The 18230-nt window shown below is 62.9% G+C and carries 16 protein-coding genes; 9 read left to right on the forward strand and 7 right to left on the reverse strand.

What is annotated here, in order from left to right:
• Nucleotides 1–4: 4 nt before the first annotated feature.
• The 3 genes from BJQ17_RS22995 to csiR all read right to left on the reverse strand — a co-directional run bounded on the left by BJQ17_RS22995 (nucleotide 5) and on the right by csiR (nucleotide 2824).
• Entirely contained in the window at nucleotides 5–1396 is a 1392-nt protein-coding gene (locus BJQ17_RS22995) for a HAMP domain-containing sensor histidine kinase (RefSeq protein WP_014859286.1), read from the reverse strand.
• Nucleotides 1374–2054 carry a response regulator transcription factor gene (locus BJQ17_RS23000; protein ID WP_003248078.1) on the reverse strand — a complete coding sequence of 227 codons (681 nt, stop codon included), beginning with the start codon at nucleotides 2052–2054 and terminating at the stop codon, nucleotides 1374–1376. The genes BJQ17_RS22995 and BJQ17_RS23000 overlap by 23 nt, the downstream gene beginning before the upstream one ends.
• Nucleotides 2055–2128: 74 nt before the next feature.
• Nucleotides 2129–2824 (reverse strand): DNA-binding transcriptional regulator CsiR, encoded by a 696-nt coding sequence (csiR, locus tag BJQ17_RS23005; protein ID WP_003248079.1) that lies wholly within the window; start codon nucleotides 2822–2824, stop codon nucleotides 2129–2131.
• A 195-nt stretch (nucleotides 2825–3019) separates the two neighbouring features.
• On the opposite strand from csiR, the gene glaH reads away from it, so the two are divergent.
• From glaH to proP, 6 genes are all read left to right on the forward strand, one after another.
• Nucleotides 3020–3997, forward strand: coding sequence for a glutarate dioxygenase GlaH (gene glaH / locus BJQ17_RS23010; protein WP_003248080.1), 978 nt, complete (start codon nucleotides 3020–3022; stop codon nucleotides 3995–3997).
• Nucleotides 3998–4111: 114 nt separating this feature from the next.
• Nucleotides 4112–5362, forward strand: a complete 1251-nt coding sequence (gene lhgO, locus BJQ17_RS23015) for an L-2-hydroxyglutarate oxidase (protein WP_003248081.1) — start codon at nucleotides 4112–4114, stop codon at nucleotides 5360–5362.
• A gap of 150 nt (nucleotides 5363–5512) precedes the next feature.
• Nucleotides 5513–6904 carry a GABA permease gene (gabP, locus tag BJQ17_RS23020; protein WP_012052530.1) on the forward strand — a complete coding sequence of 464 codons (1392 nt, stop codon included), beginning with the start codon at nucleotides 5513–5515 and terminating at the stop codon, nucleotides 6902–6904.
• 87 nt (nucleotides 6905–6991) lie between these two features.
• The gene (locus tag BJQ17_RS23025) at nucleotides 6992–7885 is read left to right on the forward strand and encodes a PA4780 family RIO1-like protein kinase (RefSeq protein ID WP_054888994.1); all 894 of its coding nucleotides are present in this window, start codon (nucleotides 6992–6994) and stop codon (nucleotides 7883–7885) included.
• 195 nt (nucleotides 7886–8080) lie between these two features.
• Nucleotides 8081–9055: a porphobilinogen synthase gene (gene hemB / locus BJQ17_RS23030; protein ID WP_010953815.1), complete on the forward strand. Its 975-nt coding sequence runs from the start codon at nucleotides 8081–8083 to the stop codon at nucleotides 9053–9055.
• Between the two features lie 158 nt (nucleotides 9056–9213).
• A complete protein-coding gene (proP, locus tag BJQ17_RS23035; protein ID WP_060544962.1) occupies nucleotides 9214–10716 on the forward strand; it encodes a glycine betaine/L-proline transporter ProP in 1503 nt (500 codons plus the stop codon).
• Here proP and BJQ17_RS23040 read toward each other — a convergent pair whose 3' ends face one another.
• From BJQ17_RS23040 to BJQ17_RS23055, 4 genes are all read right to left on the reverse strand, one after another.
• Nucleotides 10717–11418 (reverse strand): YoaK family protein, encoded by a 702-nt coding sequence (locus BJQ17_RS23040; RefSeq protein ID WP_003248091.1) that lies wholly within the window; start codon nucleotides 11416–11418, stop codon nucleotides 10717–10719.
• Between the two features lie 9 nt (nucleotides 11419–11427).
• Complete coding sequence (locus BJQ17_RS23045) at nucleotides 11428–12057, reverse strand: riboflavin synthase (RefSeq protein ID WP_003248093.1); 630 nt, start codon at nucleotides 12055–12057, stop codon at nucleotides 11428–11430.
• Nucleotides 12058–12229: 172 nt separating this feature from the next.
• The gene (gene treS / locus BJQ17_RS23050) at nucleotides 12230–14296 is read right to left on the reverse strand and encodes a maltose alpha-D-glucosyltransferase (RefSeq protein WP_004576705.1); all 2067 of its coding nucleotides are present in this window, start codon (nucleotides 14294–14296) and stop codon (nucleotides 12230–12232) included.
• Between the two features lie 130 nt (nucleotides 14297–14426).
• Nucleotides 14427–15344 carry a LysR family transcriptional regulator gene (locus BJQ17_RS23055; protein WP_004576704.1) on the reverse strand — a complete coding sequence of 306 codons (918 nt, stop codon included), beginning with the start codon at nucleotides 15342–15344 and terminating at the stop codon, nucleotides 14427–14429.
• Nucleotides 15345–15464: 120 nt separating this feature from the next.
• Here BJQ17_RS23055 and BJQ17_RS23060 point away from each other — a divergent pair, with 120 nt between their 5' ends.
• From BJQ17_RS23060 to BJQ17_RS23070, 3 genes are all read left to right on the forward strand, one after another.
• Nucleotides 15465–16223: a 5-oxoprolinase subunit PxpA gene (locus tag BJQ17_RS23060; protein ID WP_004576703.1), complete on the forward strand. Its 759-nt coding sequence runs from the start codon at nucleotides 15465–15467 to the stop codon at nucleotides 16221–16223.
• A 92-nt stretch (nucleotides 16224–16315) separates the two neighbouring features.
• Nucleotides 16316–17203, forward strand: a complete 888-nt coding sequence (locus tag BJQ17_RS23065) for an allophanate hydrolase subunit 1 (RefSeq protein WP_003248100.1) — start codon at nucleotides 16316–16318, stop codon at nucleotides 17201–17203.
• Complete coding sequence (locus BJQ17_RS23070) at nucleotides 17200–18171, forward strand: biotin-dependent carboxyltransferase family protein (RefSeq protein WP_003248102.1); 972 nt, start codon at nucleotides 17200–17202, stop codon at nucleotides 18169–18171. Before BJQ17_RS23065 ends, BJQ17_RS23070 begins: the two co-directional genes overlap by 4 nt.
• Nucleotides 18172–18230 lie beyond the last annotated feature (59 nt).

Here is an 18230-nt window from a genome sequence, read left to right on the forward strand (position 1 = left end):
GCTTTTACTTCGCTAGGCCCGCAAGCGGGCAGTGCAATACCAGCCTGGCCCCACCCAATTCGCTTTCGCCAATCTCCAGCCCGAACCCATGCAGGTCGACGATTGCCGCCACGATCGACAACCCCAGCCCGAAGCCGGCATGGCGGTGGCCTTCATCGCTGCGATAGAACCGTTTCAGTACGGCCGTCCGCTCTTCTTCGGGAATACCTGGCCCGCTATCCTCGATCGCCATGTGCACGCCGTTGTCATCCAGCGTGGCGCTTATGCGCACCCGACCACCCTCGGGCGTAAACTTGATCGCGTTGCCCACCAGATTCGCCAACGCCTCGAACAGAAGCTCGCGATCGCCGTGCAGTGCCGGTAGCTGCGCAGGTTGGTGCAATTGCAGATGAATGCCGCCATCTTCGGCCAATGGCAGGTAAAAATCGTGCAGTTCTACCAGCAGTTCATGCGGGTCAAGCTGGACGAAGCCGGCGCGGCGCTGGCGGTCTTCCAGCTCGCTGATGCGTAACAACCCGCGAAAGCGCGCCATCAAGGTGTCGGTTTCGCCGATGGCCTGGTCCAGCGCTTCGGCTTGCGCAGAATCCACGTCGCTTTGCTGGCGAATACGGTACAGCTGGGCGCGCAGACGGGTCAGCGGTGTGCGCAGGTCATGGGCAATGTTGTCGCATACACCCTTGACCTCATGCATCAGCCGTTCGATACGGTCGAGCATGGCATTGACGATCGCCGCAAGCATGTCCAGTTCGTCGCGGCGGGCCGACAGTGGCAGGCGGTGGGTCAGGTCGCCGGCGACGATCAGTTCGGCCTGGGCCTGGATCGCCCGTATACGCTTGAGCGGCCTGCGCCGTAGCAGGTACCAACCGGCAAAACCCGGGATCAGGGTCAGCGAGATGCCCCAGAGCAGGGCGTGCAGGATGATCCGGGTAACCACGAACAACGAGCCATTGTCACGCACCAGCACCAGCCACCGGCCATCCTGTACCTTGATTGCCACCGCGTCGCAGCTGTCGCGGGGCATGCGTGGGTCGTCGGCATCCAGGCAGCGTTCCAATTCATGGATCTTGCCGTCCAGTCTGAGCTCTGGGGGCAAGGCCCGCACGGTGCCGCCAATCGGGTTGAGCTGGCTATCGAACAGGCCGTAGGCGTCAAAGCTGCGCTCCTCGAAGGCCTGGCTGGCAATCAGGGCGTCGTCCAGTTGCTTGCCGCTCATGTGGGCGAACAGGTGCTGGCGTTGCAGCATGGAGTGACGGGTGAGTTTGTTCAGGTAGCTGGATACCTCGAAGTACAGCACCCCCATGAGGATGCTGCTCCAGGCCACGAACAGAAAGCTGTACAGCGCCAGCAGGCGGCTGGTCGAAGAGCTCCAGCCTTTAGACGGGTTCAGCAATGGCATAGCCGGAGCCCCGTACCGTACGGATCAGCGGCGACTGGCCGGGTGAGTCGATCTTTTTGCGCAGGCGGCCAATGTGCACGTCGATCAGGTTGGTGCCCGGGTCGAAGTGATAGCCCCAGACCTCCTCGAAAATCATCATCCGCGTGATCACCTGGCCGCTGTGGCGCATCAGGTACTCCAGCAGCTTGTATTCGGTGGGCAACAGGTTGAGGGTGTTGTCACCGCGGCGCGCTTCGTGGCTGATCAGGTCCAGCTGCAGATCGGCAACCTGCAAGCGGGTCTGGGTCATGGGGACGCTGTTACGGCGCAGCAGTACCTCGACTCGCGCAGCCATTTCGTCGGAGGCGAACGGCTTGGTCAGGTAGTCGTCCCCGCCAGCACGCAGGCCGCGCACCCGCTCATCGACGTCGGAGAGGGCGCTGATCATCAGGATCGGCGTAGCGATCTTGAGGTTGCGCAGGGTGGTGACGATGGTCAGGCCGTCGACCTCGGGCAGCATGCGGTCCAGGGTGATCAGGTCGTAGCCGCCCGCAATGGCTTTGGCCAGGCCTTCACGGCCATTGTCGGCCCAATCCACTTCCAGGCCGTGGCTGGTAAGTTCGGCGACGATTTCCTGGCCGGTGACGGCGTCGTCTTCGATGGTCAGTACGCGAGGCATGCTGGTTCCTGGGCATCTAATGGAGATCTGATTGTGCCAAAGAATAGACAACCGGCGATTTAAGAAAAATTCATCTAGCGGGCACCGATGCCTTCGGCATGCATGATCTGCGCAATGATCGGTACCGGTGTCATCAGGTGCGAGCGCATCATGGCGCTGGCAGTTTTGGCATCCCGGGCGAGGATCACCTCGACCAGTGCCGCATGCTCCTGGCGCTTGAGCGCCAGCGCCTGTTCGGAAAACACCGTCTGCGTCAGCCACAGGTGGCGGTAGCGCTCGGCCTGGTCGAACAGGTAGGTGCGTGCCTGCAGCAGGTGCTTGGAGCCGCAGCCCGAGGCAATGGCAGTATGGAACGCCTTGTGCCGCTCGTCCCACACATCCAGCCGCTGCTCGCGGGTTTTCACTTCCACCACCTTGGCCAAGGTATGCGAGTGGGCCAGCACCGACGCCTCCCAGGCGTCGTCGCCGCGCTCGATGGCCAAGGCAATGATCATCGCTTCCAGGTTGGCGCGGGCGTCGTAGATGTCGTTCATCTCATCCAGCGACATGGGCGCTACCCGGTAGCCTTTCTGGCTGATCGCGTTGACCAGGTGCTCGGCCACCAGTTGCGACAGTGCTTCGCGCAGCGGGCCCACACCCAGGTCGTAGCGTTCCTTGAGGGCGCTCATCAATAGCTTTTCACCGGGCTTGAACACCCCGCGGATGATGTCCTTCTTGAGCCTCTCATACCCGCTGAATGCTGAGTTTTGTCGGGGGGCGAGCGCTTCCAAGATCCTGTTCCTCAAAACGTTTTGCCGATCATACCGAAACCCTCTGCCGACGAAAAACAATGGACAAACGCGGTTAGTGTCGCTGAAACATAAAAATGTAGACATTTTTAGTTAGTGGCGATATTTTTACCTCGCCCGCACTGATCCAGGTCATGACCGGACGGCGCCACCAACTTTTTTAGCCAGGACACTGCCATGAACGCCTTTACGCAGATCGACGAACTTGTCATGCCACTGCCGCTCGAACCGCAGGGCTACACCATCGCCCCCTCGAAACAGTCGCCGCGCCTGCTTGAACTGACCTTTGCCCGGGAAACCGTCGAAGCGTTCGTGCAGGCCGTTGCCCAATGGCCGGTGCAGGCATTGGAGTACAAGTCGTTCCTGCGTTTTCGCGTAGGCGAAATCCTTGACGAGCTGTGCCAGGGCACGCTGCGCCCGGTGCTGCTCAACACCATCCTCGACCGCGCCACAGGTGGCATGCTGATTACCCCGATCGGCCTGGACGACGTGAGCCAGGCCGAAGACATGGTCAAGTTCACCACCGCCTGTGCACACCTGATCGGCCGTTCCAACTATGACGCCATGAGTGGCCAGTTCTATGCGCGCTTCGTGGTGGTCAACAGCGACAACTCCGACAGCTACCTGCGCCAGCCGCACCGTGTGATGGAGCTGCACAACGACGGTACGTTCGTGAACCAGATCACCGACTATGTGCTGATGCTGAAGATCGACGAAAAGAACATGGAAGGCGGCAACTCGCTGCTGCTGCACCTGGACGACTGGGAGCAGTGCGAGGCGTTCTTCCGTCACCCGATGGCCCGTCGCGAAATGCGCTGGACCGCACCGCCGAGCAAAAAGGTTGCCGAAGATGTGTTCCATTCGGTATTCGACACCGATACCGAAGGCCGGCCGACCATGCGCTACATTGACCAGTTCGTGCAGCCGGAAAACTACGAGGAAGGTATCTGGCTGAACGCCTTGTCCGAGTCGCTGGAAGGCAGCGGCAAGAAGGTCTCGGTACCGGTAGGCGTAGGCAGTTTCTTGCTGATCAACAACCTGTTCTGGCTGCATGGCCGCGATCGCTTCACCCCGCACGAGGGCCTGCGCCGCGAACTGATGCGCCAGCGTGGTTACGTCGCCTTCCCCAAGCCGCTGTACCAGCGCGGGCAATAATGACAGGGCGCGGGGCGGGCGCTCGCCCACGCGTTTTTGCACAAAACAATGCCACCAGGCCCCGTGCGGGCCTTGGTGAGCCTGCCAGGCAATGCCTGCGTGTGAGGTAAGGCTGTGTACGATTTCATCATTATTGGCGGCGGGATTGTGGGCATGTCCACGGCCATGCACCTGATCAAGGTCTACCCGGACGCGAAGATTCTCCTGCTGGAGAAAGAGTCCGGCCCGGCCCGCCATCAGACCGGCCATAACAGTGGCGTGATCCACGCCGGCGTGTATTACACCCCCGGCAGCCTCAAGGCGCGCTTCTGCCTGGAAGGCAACAAGGCGACCAAAGCCTTCTGCACCCGGCACGGCATTCATTTCGATGAGTGCGGCAAGCTGCTGGTCGCCACCAACGATCTGGAAATGCAACGCATGAAGGCGCTGTGGGAGCGCACGGCGGCCAATGGCCTGGAACGCTACTGGCTGTCGGCTGCCGAGTTGCGCGAGCGTGAGCCCAACATCGTCGGTATGGGGGGCATCTTCGTGCCGTCCAGCGGCATCGTCAACTACGCCCAGGTCACCGCTGCGATGGGCGCAGAGTTCCAGCGTGCCGGCGGCGAAATCCGCTATGGCGCAGAAGTGGTTGGCCTGCAGGAACAGGCAAATGAAGTGATCGTGCGCACCCAGCGCGATGAATTGCGCAGCCGTTTCCTGGTGACCTGCTCGGGGCTGATGGCCGACCGCGTGGTGAGCATGCTCGGTCTGCGTACCGAATTCGTGATCTGCCCGTTCCGTGGCGAATACTACCTGCTGCCCAAGCAGCACAATCAGATCGTCAACCACCTGATCTACCCGATTCCCGACCCGTCGATGCCCTTCCTGGGGGTGCACCTGACCCGCATGATCGACGGCACCGTCACCGTAGGCCCCAACGCCGTGCTGGCGATGAAGCGCGAGGGCTACCGCAAGACCGATGTCAGCCCCAGCGACCTGTTCCAGACCCTGACCACGCCCGGCATCCTCAAGGTGCTGGCGAAGAACTTCCGCCCGGGCCTGATCGAGATGAAGAACTCGCTGTTCAAGGGCGGGTACCTCAAGCAGGTGCAGAAGTACTGCCCGAGCATTACCAAAGCCGACCTCACACCTTACCCGGCCGGCGTGCGTGCCCAGGCGGTGTCGCGCGACGGCAAGCTGATCGACGATTTCCTGTTCGTCAACACCGCACGCAGTGTCAACGTGTGCAACGCACCGTCGCCAGCTGCTACCTCGGCCATCCCGATCGGCGCCTACATCGTCGAGAAGGTGTGCGAGCAGGTCGGCCTGCAGGGCGGCAGCTTCCCCAAGGCCGACCTGTCGGCCAACCAGAGGGCTGCCAGCTGACACCCCGGTAACACCTCCTGCGGTTTCGTTTTACTCAACCCGTACTGCCCTGCTCACCATTCAGGGCAGGGCGGGCTTTTTCGCGCCTGCGTCGGTGACGTGCAGCCGGCGGCCCCCGCGTGGGCATGACAAAAACAACAAGGTAGCACCATGCAAACCCACAAGAACAATTTGAGTCATGGATTGAAATCACGGCATGTCACCATGCTGTCCATTGCCGGCGTGATCGGCGCCGGGCTGTTTGTCGGCTCTGGCCGCGCCATCGCCGAAGCGGGGCCTGCCACCATCCTGGCCTATATCCTGGCGGGCGGCCTGGTGGTGCTGGTGATGCGCATGCTGGCCGAAATGGCGGTTGCCTCCCCGGACACCGGCTCGTTCTCAACCTACGCTGACCTCGCCATCGGCAAATGGGCCGGTTACACCATCGGTTGGCTGTACTGGTGGTTCTGGGTGCTGATCATTCCGATCGAGGCCAATATCGCCGCTACCATCATCAACTCCTGGGTCCCGCAGATGGAGATCTGGGTGTTGTCGTTGGTGATCACGTTGCTGCTGACGGCCACCAACCTGTTCAGCGTGAAGAATTACGGTGAGTTCGAGTTCTGGTTGGCACTGGTCAAGGTGGTGGCCATCGTCAGCTTCATCGCCCTGGGTGTTTGCGCCATTTTCGGCCTGTTGCCGGGGTCCGGCGTCAGCGGCGTCTCGCGCCTGTGGGATACGGGGGGCTTCATGCCCAACGGCTTTGGTGCGGTGCTGAGCGCGATGCTGATCACCATGTTCTCGTTCCTCGGGGCCGAGGTGGTGACCATCGCTGCGGCTGAATCCGACGAGGCGGGCAAGCATATTTCCAAGGCCACCAATTCGGTGATCTGGCGGATAACGCTGTTCTACATCCTGTCGATCTTCATCGTCATCGCATTGGTACCGTGGACCGACCCACGCCTGGCGACCGAAGGCTCTTATGTCACGGTGCTGGACACCCTCGGCGTGCCAAATGCCAAGGCCATCATCGACTTCGTGGTGCTGACGTCGGTGACCAGTTGCCTCAATTCGTCGCTGTACACCGCCTCGCGCATGGTCTATTCGCTTAGCCGCCGGGGTGATGCCCCGGCCTGTGCCCAGATAACCAGCCGCAGTGGTACACCCGTGGTGGCAGTCTTGTTGTCGACGGGGGCTGCCTTCCTGGCGGTGATCGCCAACTACCTGGTGCCGGCTCAGGTGTTTGGCTTCCTCATGGCCAGCTCCGGTGCCATTGCCTTGCTGGTGTATCTGGTCATCGCCATTTCCCAGCTGCGCCTGCGCCAGCGCCTGACGGCACAGGGCAAGACACTGGGTTACCGCATGTGGCTGTTCCCGTGGCTGACCTGGGGCGTGATCCTGTTCATCAGCGGCGTACTGGTATTGATGCTGTTCCGTCCGGATCATCGCCTGGAAGTGGTCTCGACGATGGTGCTGGCGGTGTTGGTGGTGTGCTCGGGGGTGCTGGTGACCCGGCGCCGGGCACGCGGCGGGGCCGTGGCTGGCGTAGGGCAGGGCGCCTGATTCGTCCGGCCTGAAGACAGACGAGCAAGTCGCATCAGGCTGTGAGAGGATGTCCGCCAACAAAGCCAGGACCCTGAACGCAGCCTGATGAAGACACCTAAAAGAATCGAACCGTTGATCGAAGACGGCCTTGTCGACGAAGTACTACGGCCGTTGATGAGTGGCAAGGAAGCCGCTGTGTACGTGGTGCGCTGTGGCAGCGAGGTACGCTGCGCCAAGGTCTATAAAGAAGCCAACAAGCGCAGTTTCCGCCAGGCCGCCGAATACCAGGAGGGCCGCAAGGTACGCAACAGCCGTCAGGCCCGGGCCATGGCCAAGGGCAGCAAGTACGGCCGCAAAGAAGCTGAAGATGCCTGGCAGAACGCCGAAGTGGCAGCGCTGTTCCGTTTGGCCGCCGCAGGTGTGAGGGTGCCCAAGCCTTACGACTTCCAGGACGGTGTGCTCCTGATGGAGCTGGTCACCGATGCCGATGGCGATGCGGCCCCGAGGCTGAACGACGTACACCTGGAAGCGGAGGATGCCCGCGCGTTCCACGCCTTCGTCATTCGCCAGGTCGTGCTGATGCTGTGCGCCGGAATGGTGCATGGCGACCTGTCCGAGTTCAACGTGCTGCTCGGCCCGGACGGGCCGGTGATCATCGACCTGCCGCAGGCAGTGGATGCAGCCGCCAACAACCACGCCTTCAGCATGCTGCAGCGCGATGTGGACAACATGGCCCATTATTTCGGGCGCTTTGCCCCGGAGCTGAAAAGCACCCGCTATGCGCAGGAGATGTGGGCGTTGTACGAGGCCGGCGAGTTGCTGCCCGACAGCCCGTTGACCGGGGTGTTCGAGGATGATGAACATGAAGCTGACGTAACCGGGGTGATGCGCGAGATCGACGCCGCCCGGATGGACGACGCTCGCCGCCGTGCAGCACGCGCCGAGGCCGAGCATGGGCCGGCCAAGGTAGAGGAGGTGACACCGCCCTGGCTGCAGTAATTTATTCCTGTACCGGCCTCTTCTCGGGTAAACCCGCACCTACGGGATTTGTGGGCGCGGTTTTGCCCGCGAAGAGGCCAACACAGGCAAACCCCGGCCGTTGCCATTGACGCAAGACACAATCTCGTCATTTAGCCTTTTCACTGGCGCGCGACAGGCATAAGGTATACGCCGTTCAAATTCCCTGGAGCTGTCATGTCCAACCAATTCCCGTCCGTTCGTCCCCGCCGCCTGCGCCAGAACGAGTCCCTGCGCACGATCTTCCAGGAAACCGAGTTCCGTCTTGAAGACCTGATCCTGCCGATCTTCGTCGAAGAGGGCATCGATGATTTCGTGCCGATCACCAGCATGCCCGGTGTCAATCGTATCCCCGAGAAACTGTTGGCCCAGGAAATCGAGCGCTATGCCCGCGCCGGTATCAAGTCGGTGATGACCTTTGGCGTATCGCACCACCTGGATGCCGATGGCAGCGACACCTGGAACGAAAACGGCCTGGTTGCGCGCATGTCGCGTATCTGCAAGGACACCGTGCCGGAAATGGTGGTGATGTCCGACACCTGCTTCTGCGAATACACCAGCCACGGTCACTGCGGCGTGCTGCATGACCATGGCGTGGACAACGACGCCACCCTGGCCAACCTGGGCAAGCAGGCCGTCATCGCCGCTGCTGCCGGTGCCGACTTCATTGCCCCCTCGGCGGCGATGGACGGCCAGGTGCAGGCTATCCGCAGCGCGCTGGACGGTGCCGGCTTCCACGACACCGCGATCATGGCCTACTCGACCAAGTTCGCCTCGTCGTTGTATGGCCCGTTCCGTGAGGCCGGTGGCACTGCACTGAAGGGTGACCGCAAAAGCTACCAGATGAACCCGATGAACCGCCGCGAAGCGGTGCGCGAATCGCTGCTCGACGAGCAGGAAGGCGCGGACGTGCTGATGGTCAAGCCGGCCGGTGCCTACCTTGATGTGATCGCCGACATCCGCGCCGCTTCGCGCCTGCCACTGGCGGCGTACCAGGTGAGTGGCGAGTATGCGATGATCAAGTTCGGTGGCCTGGCCGGTGCCATCGACGAAGGCCGGGTGGTGCGCGAAAGCATTGGCGCAATCAAGCGTGCCGGTGCCGACCTGATCCTGACCTACTTCGCCATGGACCTGGCGCGCGAAGGTATCTGAAGCCAGGCCTTGGGCATGAAAGCCGCTGCCATTGCAGCGGCTTTTCTTTGGGCGCCGTTGGGGGGTGCCGCAAACACACAAAAAAACAGTAAGCGCTGAATTATTTAGTGTCCCGTTGTATCTGATCCCTTAGAGCATTCATCGACAGGGATACGGGTATGAAACCTCGCAAGAAAAGCGTCCAGCCAATCGGCCTGAAGGACATCACCATCGTCGACGACGCCAAGATGAAGAAGGCGATCACGGCCGCCGCGCTGGGCAACGCCATGGAGTGGTTCGACTTTGGGGTATATGGCTTCGTCGCTTATGCCTTGGGCAAGGTGTTTTTCCCCAACGCCGACCCCAGCGTGCAAATGATCGCGGCCTTGGCCACCTTCTCGGTGCCGTTCCTGATCCGGCCCCTTGGCGGGTTGTTCTTCGGCGCCTTGGGCGACAGGTTCGGGCGGCAGAAAATCCTCGCCGCGACCATCGTGATCATGTCCCTGAGCACCTTCGCCATCGGCCTGATACCGTCCTATGCAAGCATTGGTATCTGGGCGCCCATCCTGTTGCTGCTGGCCAAGATGGCCCAGGGCTTTTCGGTGGGTGGTGAATACACCGGTGCCTCGATCTTCGTTGCCGAGTACGCGCCAGACCGCAAGCGCGGCTTTCTCGGCAGCTGGCTGGATTTCGGTTCGATTGCCGGCTTTGTGCTGGGCGCAGGGGTGGTGGTGCTCATTTCCACGGTGCTGGGTGAAGAACAATTCCTCGAATGGGGCTGGCGCCTGCCGTTCTTCCTGGCCCTGCCGCTGGGCATCATCGGCCTCTACCTGCGCCATGCGCTGGAAGAAACCCCTGCGTTCCAGCAGCACGTCGACAAGCTGGAACAGGGCGATCGTGAAGGCCTGGCCTCCGGGCCCAAGGTGTCGTTCAAGGAGGTGGCCACCCAGCACTGGCGCAGCCTGGTGACCTGCATCGGCGTGGTAATCGCCACCAACGTCACCTACTACATGCTGCTTACCTACATGCCCAGCTACCTGTCGCACAACCTGCACTACAGCGAAGACCATGGCGTGCTGATCATCATCGCGATCATGGTCGGCATGCTGTTCGTGCAGCCGATCATCGGTCTGCTCAGCGACAAGTTTGGCCGACGGCCGTTCATCATCGTCGGCAGTGTCGGGCTGTTGGCCTTGGCCATTCCGGCATTCATGCTGATCAACAGTGGGGTGCTTGGGCTTATTTTCGCCGGCCTGCTGATCATTGCCGTGCTGCTGAACTTCTTCATCGGCGTCATGGCCTCGACGCTGCCGGCCATGTTCCCCACGCACATCCGTTACAGCGCCCTGGCCAGCGCCTTCAATATCTCGGTGCTGATCGCCGGCCTTACCCCAACCCTCGCTGCGTGGCTGGTGGAGACCACAAACGACCTGTACATGCCGGCCTATTACCTGATGGTGATCGCTGCTGTCGGCCTGGTCACCGGCCTGACCATGAAGGAAACCGCCAACAAGCCCCTGCGCGGCGCCGCCCCTGCGGCGTCAGACATCGCAGAGGCGCGTGAACTGCTGCAGGAGCACCACGACAACATCGAGCAGAAGATCGAGGACATCGATGCGCAGATCGCCGAGTTGGAAGCCAAGCGCGAAAAACTGGCACAGCAGCACCCGCGTATCGAATGATCAGCGCGGCATGTAGCCACGCTGCCAGGAACGCGGTATGAACCGCGATACCAATGCCAGCACGCAGGCCAGCGCACAACTGCCGGCCAGCGCCTGCAGGCCCAGGTGTTGTTGCAACCAGGCGCCGAGCGCGGCGCCCAGCAACATCCCGGCCCAAGGTATCAACTGGACCCGCCAGCCATTGCGCCGCTCGCCCAGCAGCCAACGCCCCAGGCCGCGGCCGAAACGCGACAGGGCGCCCGTCACGTAAGTCAGGCCAATGGGCAGGCCATTCACCTGTTCCACGACCGCATTGATCATGCCCATGGCCAGCGTGGCCGCCAACAGCGCAGGGAAGGTGGCCGGCAACGGCCACGCTGCCGCGAAAGCCAGCAGTGCGGCAACCACCAACAGCACCGGCCAGGCTCGACGGCGCAATCCGCGAGCCAGGAGCACACCCAGCGCATTGCCCGCAACGAAGCCCAGTACGGCGCCACTGAGGCGTAGCACAAGGGCCAGGTCAGCTTCACTGATGGCCACCGCCAGGCGTGTGGTGTTACCACTCATGAACGACACGAAATCGCCCAGTGCCAGCAAGCCGATGGCATCGGTCATGCCGGCCAGCACCGACAGGGCGGCGACCAGGCCAAGGCCGACGCGACCGCGCATTACCTGCAGGCGCAAACGCCTGGCTGTGCGCGCGGGGAGGGCGTTAGGGAGCATGTGCAGGCCTCAGGGCAACAGGTTTTCGCGGGCCAGGGTACCTTTGATGGTGCGCTCTACCACATCGACCAGCACCATGGTCTGGTGGTCGACCTCGATGTTGAGCAGTTCACCTGTGTGGTAGCTGGCGAAGGTAGTCTGACGCAGGGTTTCCGGGATCAGGTTGATGGTGATCACGTTATCCTCCACGTCAGCGACCGTCAGGCTGCAGCCATTGACCCCGATGAAACCGCGCGGGAACACGTACTTGCCCCATCGCGGCGGCATGCGGAACTTGATGAAGGCGCCGGTTTCCTTGATCGACAGCTCGACGATCTCGGCGGTGGTGGCGATGTGGCCGGCCATCAGGTGGCCGCCGACTTCGGCGTTCATCTTCGCTGAGCGTTCGATGTTCACGCTCCGGCCAGGCTTGAAGCTGCTCAGATTGGTGCGTTCGAGGGTAGCGGTCATGGCGTCGAACCTGACCTGGCTGCCATCGATTTCGGTCACGGACAGGCAGGTACCTTCGACACTGACGCTGGCACCGATTTTCAGTTCGTCGAGCAGTTCCGGGGTGAGGTCGATGGTGAATTGGTTGTGGCCCGGGTAGGTGGTCACATCAAGCAGAGGGCGGACGGCCTGGACGATGCCGGTGTACATGGAGTTGCTCCTGGGCACGGAAAAGAAAACTTCCGAACGCTATGCCCGTAGCGCCGTAAATGCAAGACCGGCTTCTTGGCTGGCAAGCCGGCTTGCGAGTCTGGCGCCTGCGCGGGGCAGGCGGCGTGCTTGCGGGCGAAACCGGTTTGCCGACGGCAGGGCCACGCCAGATTCAAACATGCCCGCTGCTGTTGACGATCCGCAGGCACAGCGCCTCGTAGGGGTCCAGGTTCACCATCAGGCGCCCGTCCTCGGTCAAATCGCCTTCGACCGTCTCGTTGATCATGTCGACCACCGGCCCAGGTGTGAAGCCGGTCAACAGCAGTTCCTCGGCAATTGCCTCCTGGCCGAAGTTCAGCGCAGTGATCTGGATACCGCGCCCGGCTGGCAACTCATGCACCATCACCAGCAGCCCTGGGCTGCGTACCTCAGGTACCAGCACCTGACGGCTGGTGGCGATGCCGTAGGCCTGGCGCACAGCCAGCAGTTTCTTCACCTGGCAGGCAAATGAATCACCCTCGTCCAGCTGGCTGTCGAGGCTGCCGTAAAGCGACCGGGCACGCGGCATGCCACGCACCGAAGCCGCCGCCTGTGGGTCAAGCCCGGCCAGGTCATAGCCGCCTCGGTGAATCCAGCGGGTATCGCCGTCGAGCATGCGTTCGGCCACCGCTTCGGCGGGCAAGGGCAGGGCACCGACCAGGTCCCAGCCGGACAAGGCGACTACCCCCGGCTGCATGGCGTTGTACATGACCAGCAGCAGGTGCACCTTCTTGATCAATTCGATATCCGCTACGCCAATCTGTTCAAGGTCGCGGATACCCAGTGCAGCGGCGATCAGGCTGGCGGTGGTGCAGGCAATGCCGTTGGTCACGAAGCGCAGGTTGTACGGAGCATGCTCGCCCGACAGCCGTTCGTAGATTTCTTCGCGGATATGTTCCCGCAGAATGCTGCCTGGCAGGGTCTGGCCCTTGTACAGGTACATGTCGTGAGCATGCAGGGTCCAGAAATGCACCAGCTCCACGGTCAGCTCGTCGTGGTTCTGCAGGGCATGGATCAGCGAGGCCGGGTCGATGCCGAAGGCGTGCATCTCCTTGAGCATCAGGCGCAGGAACTCGGTGTCGCCGGTCAGCAGCGCATGCTGGTAGGCCGGCCGGGTAATGAAATCGTAGGACAGGTCGGCACCGCCCCTGGACATCTGCGCAATGTCATCGAGGGTCAGGTTCAGCTCCTGGAAGCTGAAACCGCCGGCCTTGCGGATCATGCCACCGATCAGCTGGTTGCCGACGAGCGACAGCGGGTGGCTTTCCGACCAGGCGGTGCCGCTGGCGCGGGTTTCCACGCCGAGAAAGCCGTTGGCGTCCAGGCGCAGGCCGCGTGCACCCAGGCAGTCCAGCGCGTGCAGCGCGTCACCAATGATCATTTGTTGGGCGGCGAAGGTAGGGTCCAGCCAGTTCAGCGAGGGCTGGCCTTCCTTGAAGTAATGCAGGTACACCCAGCGGCGGGTCTTGCCGTCGACGCCTGTGATCGGCGGCGTGGCGCTCCAGTCGGTTTCCTTCACGCCCGGCTCGAAGAAGATTACCCGCTGCAGTTGGCCAACGATGTAATGGCGCGCCTTCAGCTCGTCACACTGAGCTGGCAGTAAATTGACCGCATCGCGCCCGGCGGGCACCTCGGGCAGCAGCGTCCAGTCTTCTTCGCGGATCTCGACCATGTGGTACAGCCCCGGGTAGGGGCCATGGGCGATCTCGGCCAGGCGGAAGTCGGCGCCCTTGCCGGTGTGCGAGGGGATCAGGTCGTCGATGGTCACGGCATTGTGCGCAGCGGCCATGCGGCTCATCTGGATCAGTTCCTGCTCGCTGCCGTACAGCGGGTCGATGTCGAAGCTGATGCGGTCGAAGTTGCCGTCCACACTGGGGGTGAGTTCGCGGCCGCGGATGCCACCGGACAGTTTGATCGGGCCCGTGTGCAGGCCCTGTACGCCGATCTCCGACAGGCGCTTCCACAACGCTTCGTGGGCCAGGGCACCGAGTACCGAGCAGCCCTCGGGCGCGATGATGGCGTCGGGGTAGACGGTCAGCCACACCGAGGCGATTTCGGTGGCGCGGCGGGGCTGGGCCTCGGCGTACGGTTGTTGCCACAGGCGCGACTGGCCTGAGTACAGGCTGGCGCGCGCCTGGGAGGCCTTGAGCATGGCGCGGTCTTCGAGCCATTTGACGTACGACGGGTCGGGCTGGGTCATTTCGCGTCCTCTTTGCGTGTCGGCACCGGCTCAGGTTATGACGGCGTCGCGGCGCGAACGTTCGGCTCGAGATGGGGGTTGGTTTCTTCGCGGGCTTGCCCGCGAAGAGGCCGGGCCTGCAAAGGCAGGATCAACGCCTTGCCGACAACTGCTGCGGTGCCAGAAACGCATCATGAAAGTAATTGCGCACCGCCTGCATCGCCGGGCTGAATGCCCGTTCCCGGTGCCAGGCCAACCCCACGCTCATCGGTGTGACCGGGTCGCTGATGGTCACCGTCTCGATGCGCTTGCCCTCCAGCGACCACGGCCGGTGCACCAGGTCCGACAGGATCGCCACACCGCTGCCATTGGCGACCATGCTGCGCACGGCCTCCACCGAGCTGGTCCGCACCCTTACGCTTGGCCGTTGCCCGGCCTGCTCCCAGTAGCGCATGGCACTGTGCTCGGCCTCGTCCACGGTCAACAGAATGAACGGCTCACAGGCCACATCGGCCAGGCTCACGGCCGAGCGCTCGCACAGTGGGTGATGCCCGGGCAGCCAGAGCCGGCGCTCGGAGTTGAACAGGGTTTCCGAGACGATGTCGGGGTGGGTGAGGTTGGCGGTGAGCACCACCGCCATGTCGAAACGCCCCTCCAGCAGGCCTTGCTCGATGGCGCTGCGCTCCTGCTCGTACAGCTCCAGGGTCACGTCCGGATGCCAGTGCTCCAGGCGCTGCAAGTGGTGCGGCAGGAAGTAGCCGATCACCGTGTAACTCGCCGCCAGGCGCAACAGGCCACTGGCGCGCACGTCCGGAAGCGGGCTGTTCAACGCATCGTCGACACTGCGCAGGATGACGTAGGCACGGTTCAAGAAGTGCCGGCCGGCTTCGGTCAGGCTCATGCCTTGGGCCGAGCGCTGGAACAACAGCACGCCGAGCATCGCTTCCAGCTCCTTGATGGCCGTGGTCACTGCCGACTGGGAGATGTTCAGGTGGATTGCCGCTTGGGAGATCTGGCCGATTTCAGCGGTGGCAACGAAGTAGCGGACCTGGCGCAAGGTGAGTGACACGGTAGGCTCCCGGGGTATCTGATTTTCAGAAGGTACCCCATCTGTTTATAGATCTTCCCAAGGGGGTGTAGAGAATCTAACGTGGCTTGCATGCAGTCACAAGTGCCAGGAGACGCGGTCATGCAAGCAGTGGATTTCAACTCGGACATGGGTGAGGGCTTTGGCCCGTGGACGATTGGCGACGGCGTCGATCACGAACTGATGGGCTACATCAGCAGCGCCAACATCGCCACCGGTTTCCACGCCGGCGACCCCGGCACCATGCGCCGCACCGTCGAGCGCGCCAAGGCCCTTGGGGTTGCGGTGGGAGCACACCCGGGTTTCCGCGACCTGGTCGGCTTTGGCCGCCGGCACATCAATGCCTCGGCGCAGGAACTGGTGGACGACATGCTCTATCAATTGGGCGCGCTGCGTGAAATCGCTCGTGCCCAGGGCGTGCGCCTGCAGCACATCAAGCCGCATGGGGCGCTGTACATGCACTTGGCGCGTGACGAAGAAGCGGCGCGCTTGCTGGTGCAGAACCTGCGGGTGATCGAGCCCGAGTTGCTGCTGTACTGCATGCCGGGTTCGGTGATCTGCCGCATTGCCCAGGAAATGGGGCAGCCGGTGATTCGCGAGTTCTATGCCGACCGCGAGTACGACCTGAGCGGGTCGATCGTGTTTACCCGCAATGTGCGTGGCTATGAGCCCCAAGCCGTCGCCGAGCGGGTGCTGCGTGCTTGCCGCCAAGGCGTGGTGCGCACGGTCGAAGGCCAGGACCTGGCGATCGAATTCGATTCCATTTGCCTGCACAGTGACACCCCGGGCGCGCTGGACCTGGTCGAGGCCACGCGCAAGGCACTGGATGCGGCCGGCATCGTGGTGCGTGCACCGCGCTGAACCCGTCAGGCATCCGGCAAACAGACACGCCGGAGCCCGTGCATTTTGTTTTCGCCTGCCTTTCTATAAAGATTCCAAGAAAAGGAACTGTCATGGCCGAACCGCTTGCTACAACCCCGATCCGTTACAGCTTCGGCGCCGACGAGCACCTGTTTGCCGAAGTCAGCGAAAGCATGTCGCTGGAGGCCTTTTTCAAGGGTATGGCCGTCACCCGTGCGGTGGAGCGCATGGCCCTGGATGGCGTGCTTGATGTGTGCCTGGCCAACGCGTCCTTCCAGGTCCGCTTCGACCCGGACCGTATCGCCCCCGAGGCACTGCTCGAAGCCGTGCGCGGCGCCGAAGCGCAGGCGGTGGCCGAGCGTTCGTTGCAGACGCGGATCATCGAGATCCCGGTGCTGTACAACGACCCCTGGACCCATGAAACCCTGATGCGCTTTCGGGATCGCCACCAGGACCCCACCAGCACAGACCTGGAGTACGCTGCGCGCATCAACGGCCTGGCCGATGTCGAGGCCTTCATCGCCGCCCACAGTGGCGCGCCATGGTTCGTGTCGATGGTCGGCTTTGTTGCCGGCCTGCCGTTCATGTTCCAGATGGTCGAGCGCCAGCGGCAGCTGCAGGTGCCCAAGTACCTGCGCCCCCGTACCGACACGCCCAAGCTCACCCTGGGCCATGGCGGCTGCTTTGGTTGCATCTACTCGGTGCGCGGGGCCGGGGGCTACCAGATGTTTGGCGTCACCCCGGCACCGATCTACGACCCGCAGCAGACCTTGAATTACCTGAAAGAGCACATGGTGTTCTTCCGCCCGGGTGACATCGTGCAGTTCAAGCCTATCGACCGCCGCACCTACGACCGGGCGGTGGCGGAGGTGGAGGATGGCTGCTTCGACCTGCGCATTCGCCCGGTGACGTTTTCCCTGGACGCCTTCCTCGCCGACCCGGTCGGCTACCCCAAATCGTTGCAGGAGGTGCTGGCATGATCAAGGTACTCAAACCGGGCTTGGCCACTTCTGTACAGGACCTGGGCCGCGAAGGTTACTACCACCTGGGCATTCCACCGTCCGGCGCACTCGACCAGTACGCCTTGAGCGCAGCCAACCACCTGGTGGGCAACCCGGCCGGCGCTGCGGGCCTGGAGTGCGCGCTGGTGGGGCCGGAGCTGGAGTTCCGGCAGGACGCACTGGTCGCTGTGTGCGGCGCGCAGATGCCAGCGTTGCTCGATGGCCGCGAGCAGCGCCCGGACACGGCGTTCGCCGTGCGGGCCGGGCAAGTGTTGCGTTTCGGCTTTCCAACAGCGGGCGCCCGGGCCTACCTGGCAGTGGCCGGAGGCATCGATGTGCCCGAGGTACTGGGTAGCCGGTCCACCTACGCGCTGGGCGCGTTGGGTGGCTTTCATGGGCGCAAACTGATGGCGGGCGACCTGCTGCCGGTCGGCGTGCCCAGCGGCAAGACCCGTGCCGGTGCAAGCTTGCCCATGGCCCTGCGTCAGGCCTTGGGGGGCGAGGTGGTGTTGCGGGTGGTGCCTGGGCTGTACTTTCACCGCCTGACCGAAGCTGCAGCGCAACGTTTCTTCACCGACGCCTGGACCGTTGGCTCCGAAGCGGACCGCATCGGTTATCGCTACAAAGGCGGCAGCGCCTTGAGTTTCCAACCGCGCGAGCAGCCGTTCGGTGCGGGGTCGGACCCGTCCAATATCGTCGACAGCTGCTACCCGATCGGATCGATCCAGGTGCCGGCAGGGTTGGAACCGATCATCCTGCATCGCGATGCAGTGTCGGGGGGCGGCTACGCCATGATCGGCACGGTGATCAGTGCCGACCTCGACCTGATCGGGCAGATGCAGCCCAACCAGCAGGCGCGGTTCCTGCCGGTGAGCCTGGAGCAGGCACTGGAGGCGCGGCGTTCGTACAAGAAGAAGCTGGCCTGCCTGGCCAGGCTCTTCAGTTGAGCATGATGTTTTCGCTGTAGCAGCGGCCTTGTGCCCGACGGGGCCGCAACGGGCTCCGC

It is taken from the genome of Pseudomonas sp. NBRC 111139 (genome assembly GCF_001753955.1).
In the GTDB taxonomy this organism is placed as follows: domain Bacteria; phylum Pseudomonadota; class Gammaproteobacteria; order Pseudomonadales; family Pseudomonadaceae; genus Aquipseudomonas; species Aquipseudomonas alloputida.

What these genes read in the sequence shown, in the direction of transcription:
- treS (WP_004576705.1), bottom strand. Translation starts at nt 14,296, where the DNA reads ATGACCCAGCCCGACCCGTCGTACGTCAAATGGCTCGAAGACCGCGCC.
- glaH (WP_003248080.1), top strand. Translation starts at nt 3,020, where the DNA reads ATGAACGCCTTTACGCAGATCGACGAACTTGTCATGCCACTGCCGCTC.
- proP (WP_060544962.1), top strand. Translation starts at nt 9,214, where the DNA reads ATGAAACCTCGCAAGAAAAGCGTCCAGCCAATCGGCCTGAAGGACATC.
- BJQ17_RS22995 (WP_014859286.1), bottom strand. Translation starts at nt 1,396, where the DNA reads ATGCCATTGCTGAACCCGTCTAAAGGCTGGAGCTCTTCGACCAGCCGC.
- BJQ17_RS23060 (WP_004576703.1), top strand. Translation starts at nt 15,465, where the DNA reads ATGCAAGCAGTGGATTTCAACTCGGACATGGGTGAGGGCTTTGGCCCG.
- BJQ17_RS23025 (WP_054888994.1), top strand. Translation starts at nt 6,992, where the DNA reads ATGAAGACACCTAAAAGAATCGAACCGTTGATCGAAGACGGCCTTGTC.
- BJQ17_RS23065 (WP_003248100.1), top strand. Translation starts at nt 16,316, where the DNA reads ATGGCCGAACCGCTTGCTACAACCCCGATCCGTTACAGCTTCGGCGCC.
- hemB (WP_010953815.1), top strand. Translation starts at nt 8,081, where the DNA reads ATGTCCAACCAATTCCCGTCCGTTCGTCCCCGCCGCCTGCGCCAGAAC.
- BJQ17_RS23070 (WP_003248102.1), top strand. Translation starts at nt 17,200, where the DNA reads ATGATCAAGGTACTCAAACCGGGCTTGGCCACTTCTGTACAGGACCTG.
- BJQ17_RS23040 (WP_003248091.1), bottom strand. Translation starts at nt 11,418, where the DNA reads ATGCTCCCTAACGCCCTCCCCGCGCGCACAGCCAGGCGTTTGCGCCTG.
- gabP (WP_012052530.1), top strand. Translation starts at nt 5,513, where the DNA reads ATGCAAACCCACAAGAACAATTTGAGTCATGGATTGAAATCACGGCAT.
- BJQ17_RS23045 (WP_003248093.1), bottom strand. Translation starts at nt 12,057, where the DNA reads ATGTACACCGGCATCGTCCAGGCCGTCCGCCCTCTGCTTGATGTGACC.
- BJQ17_RS23000 (WP_003248078.1), bottom strand. Translation starts at nt 2,054, where the DNA reads ATGCCTCGCGTACTGACCATCGAAGACGACGCCGTCACCGGCCAGGAA.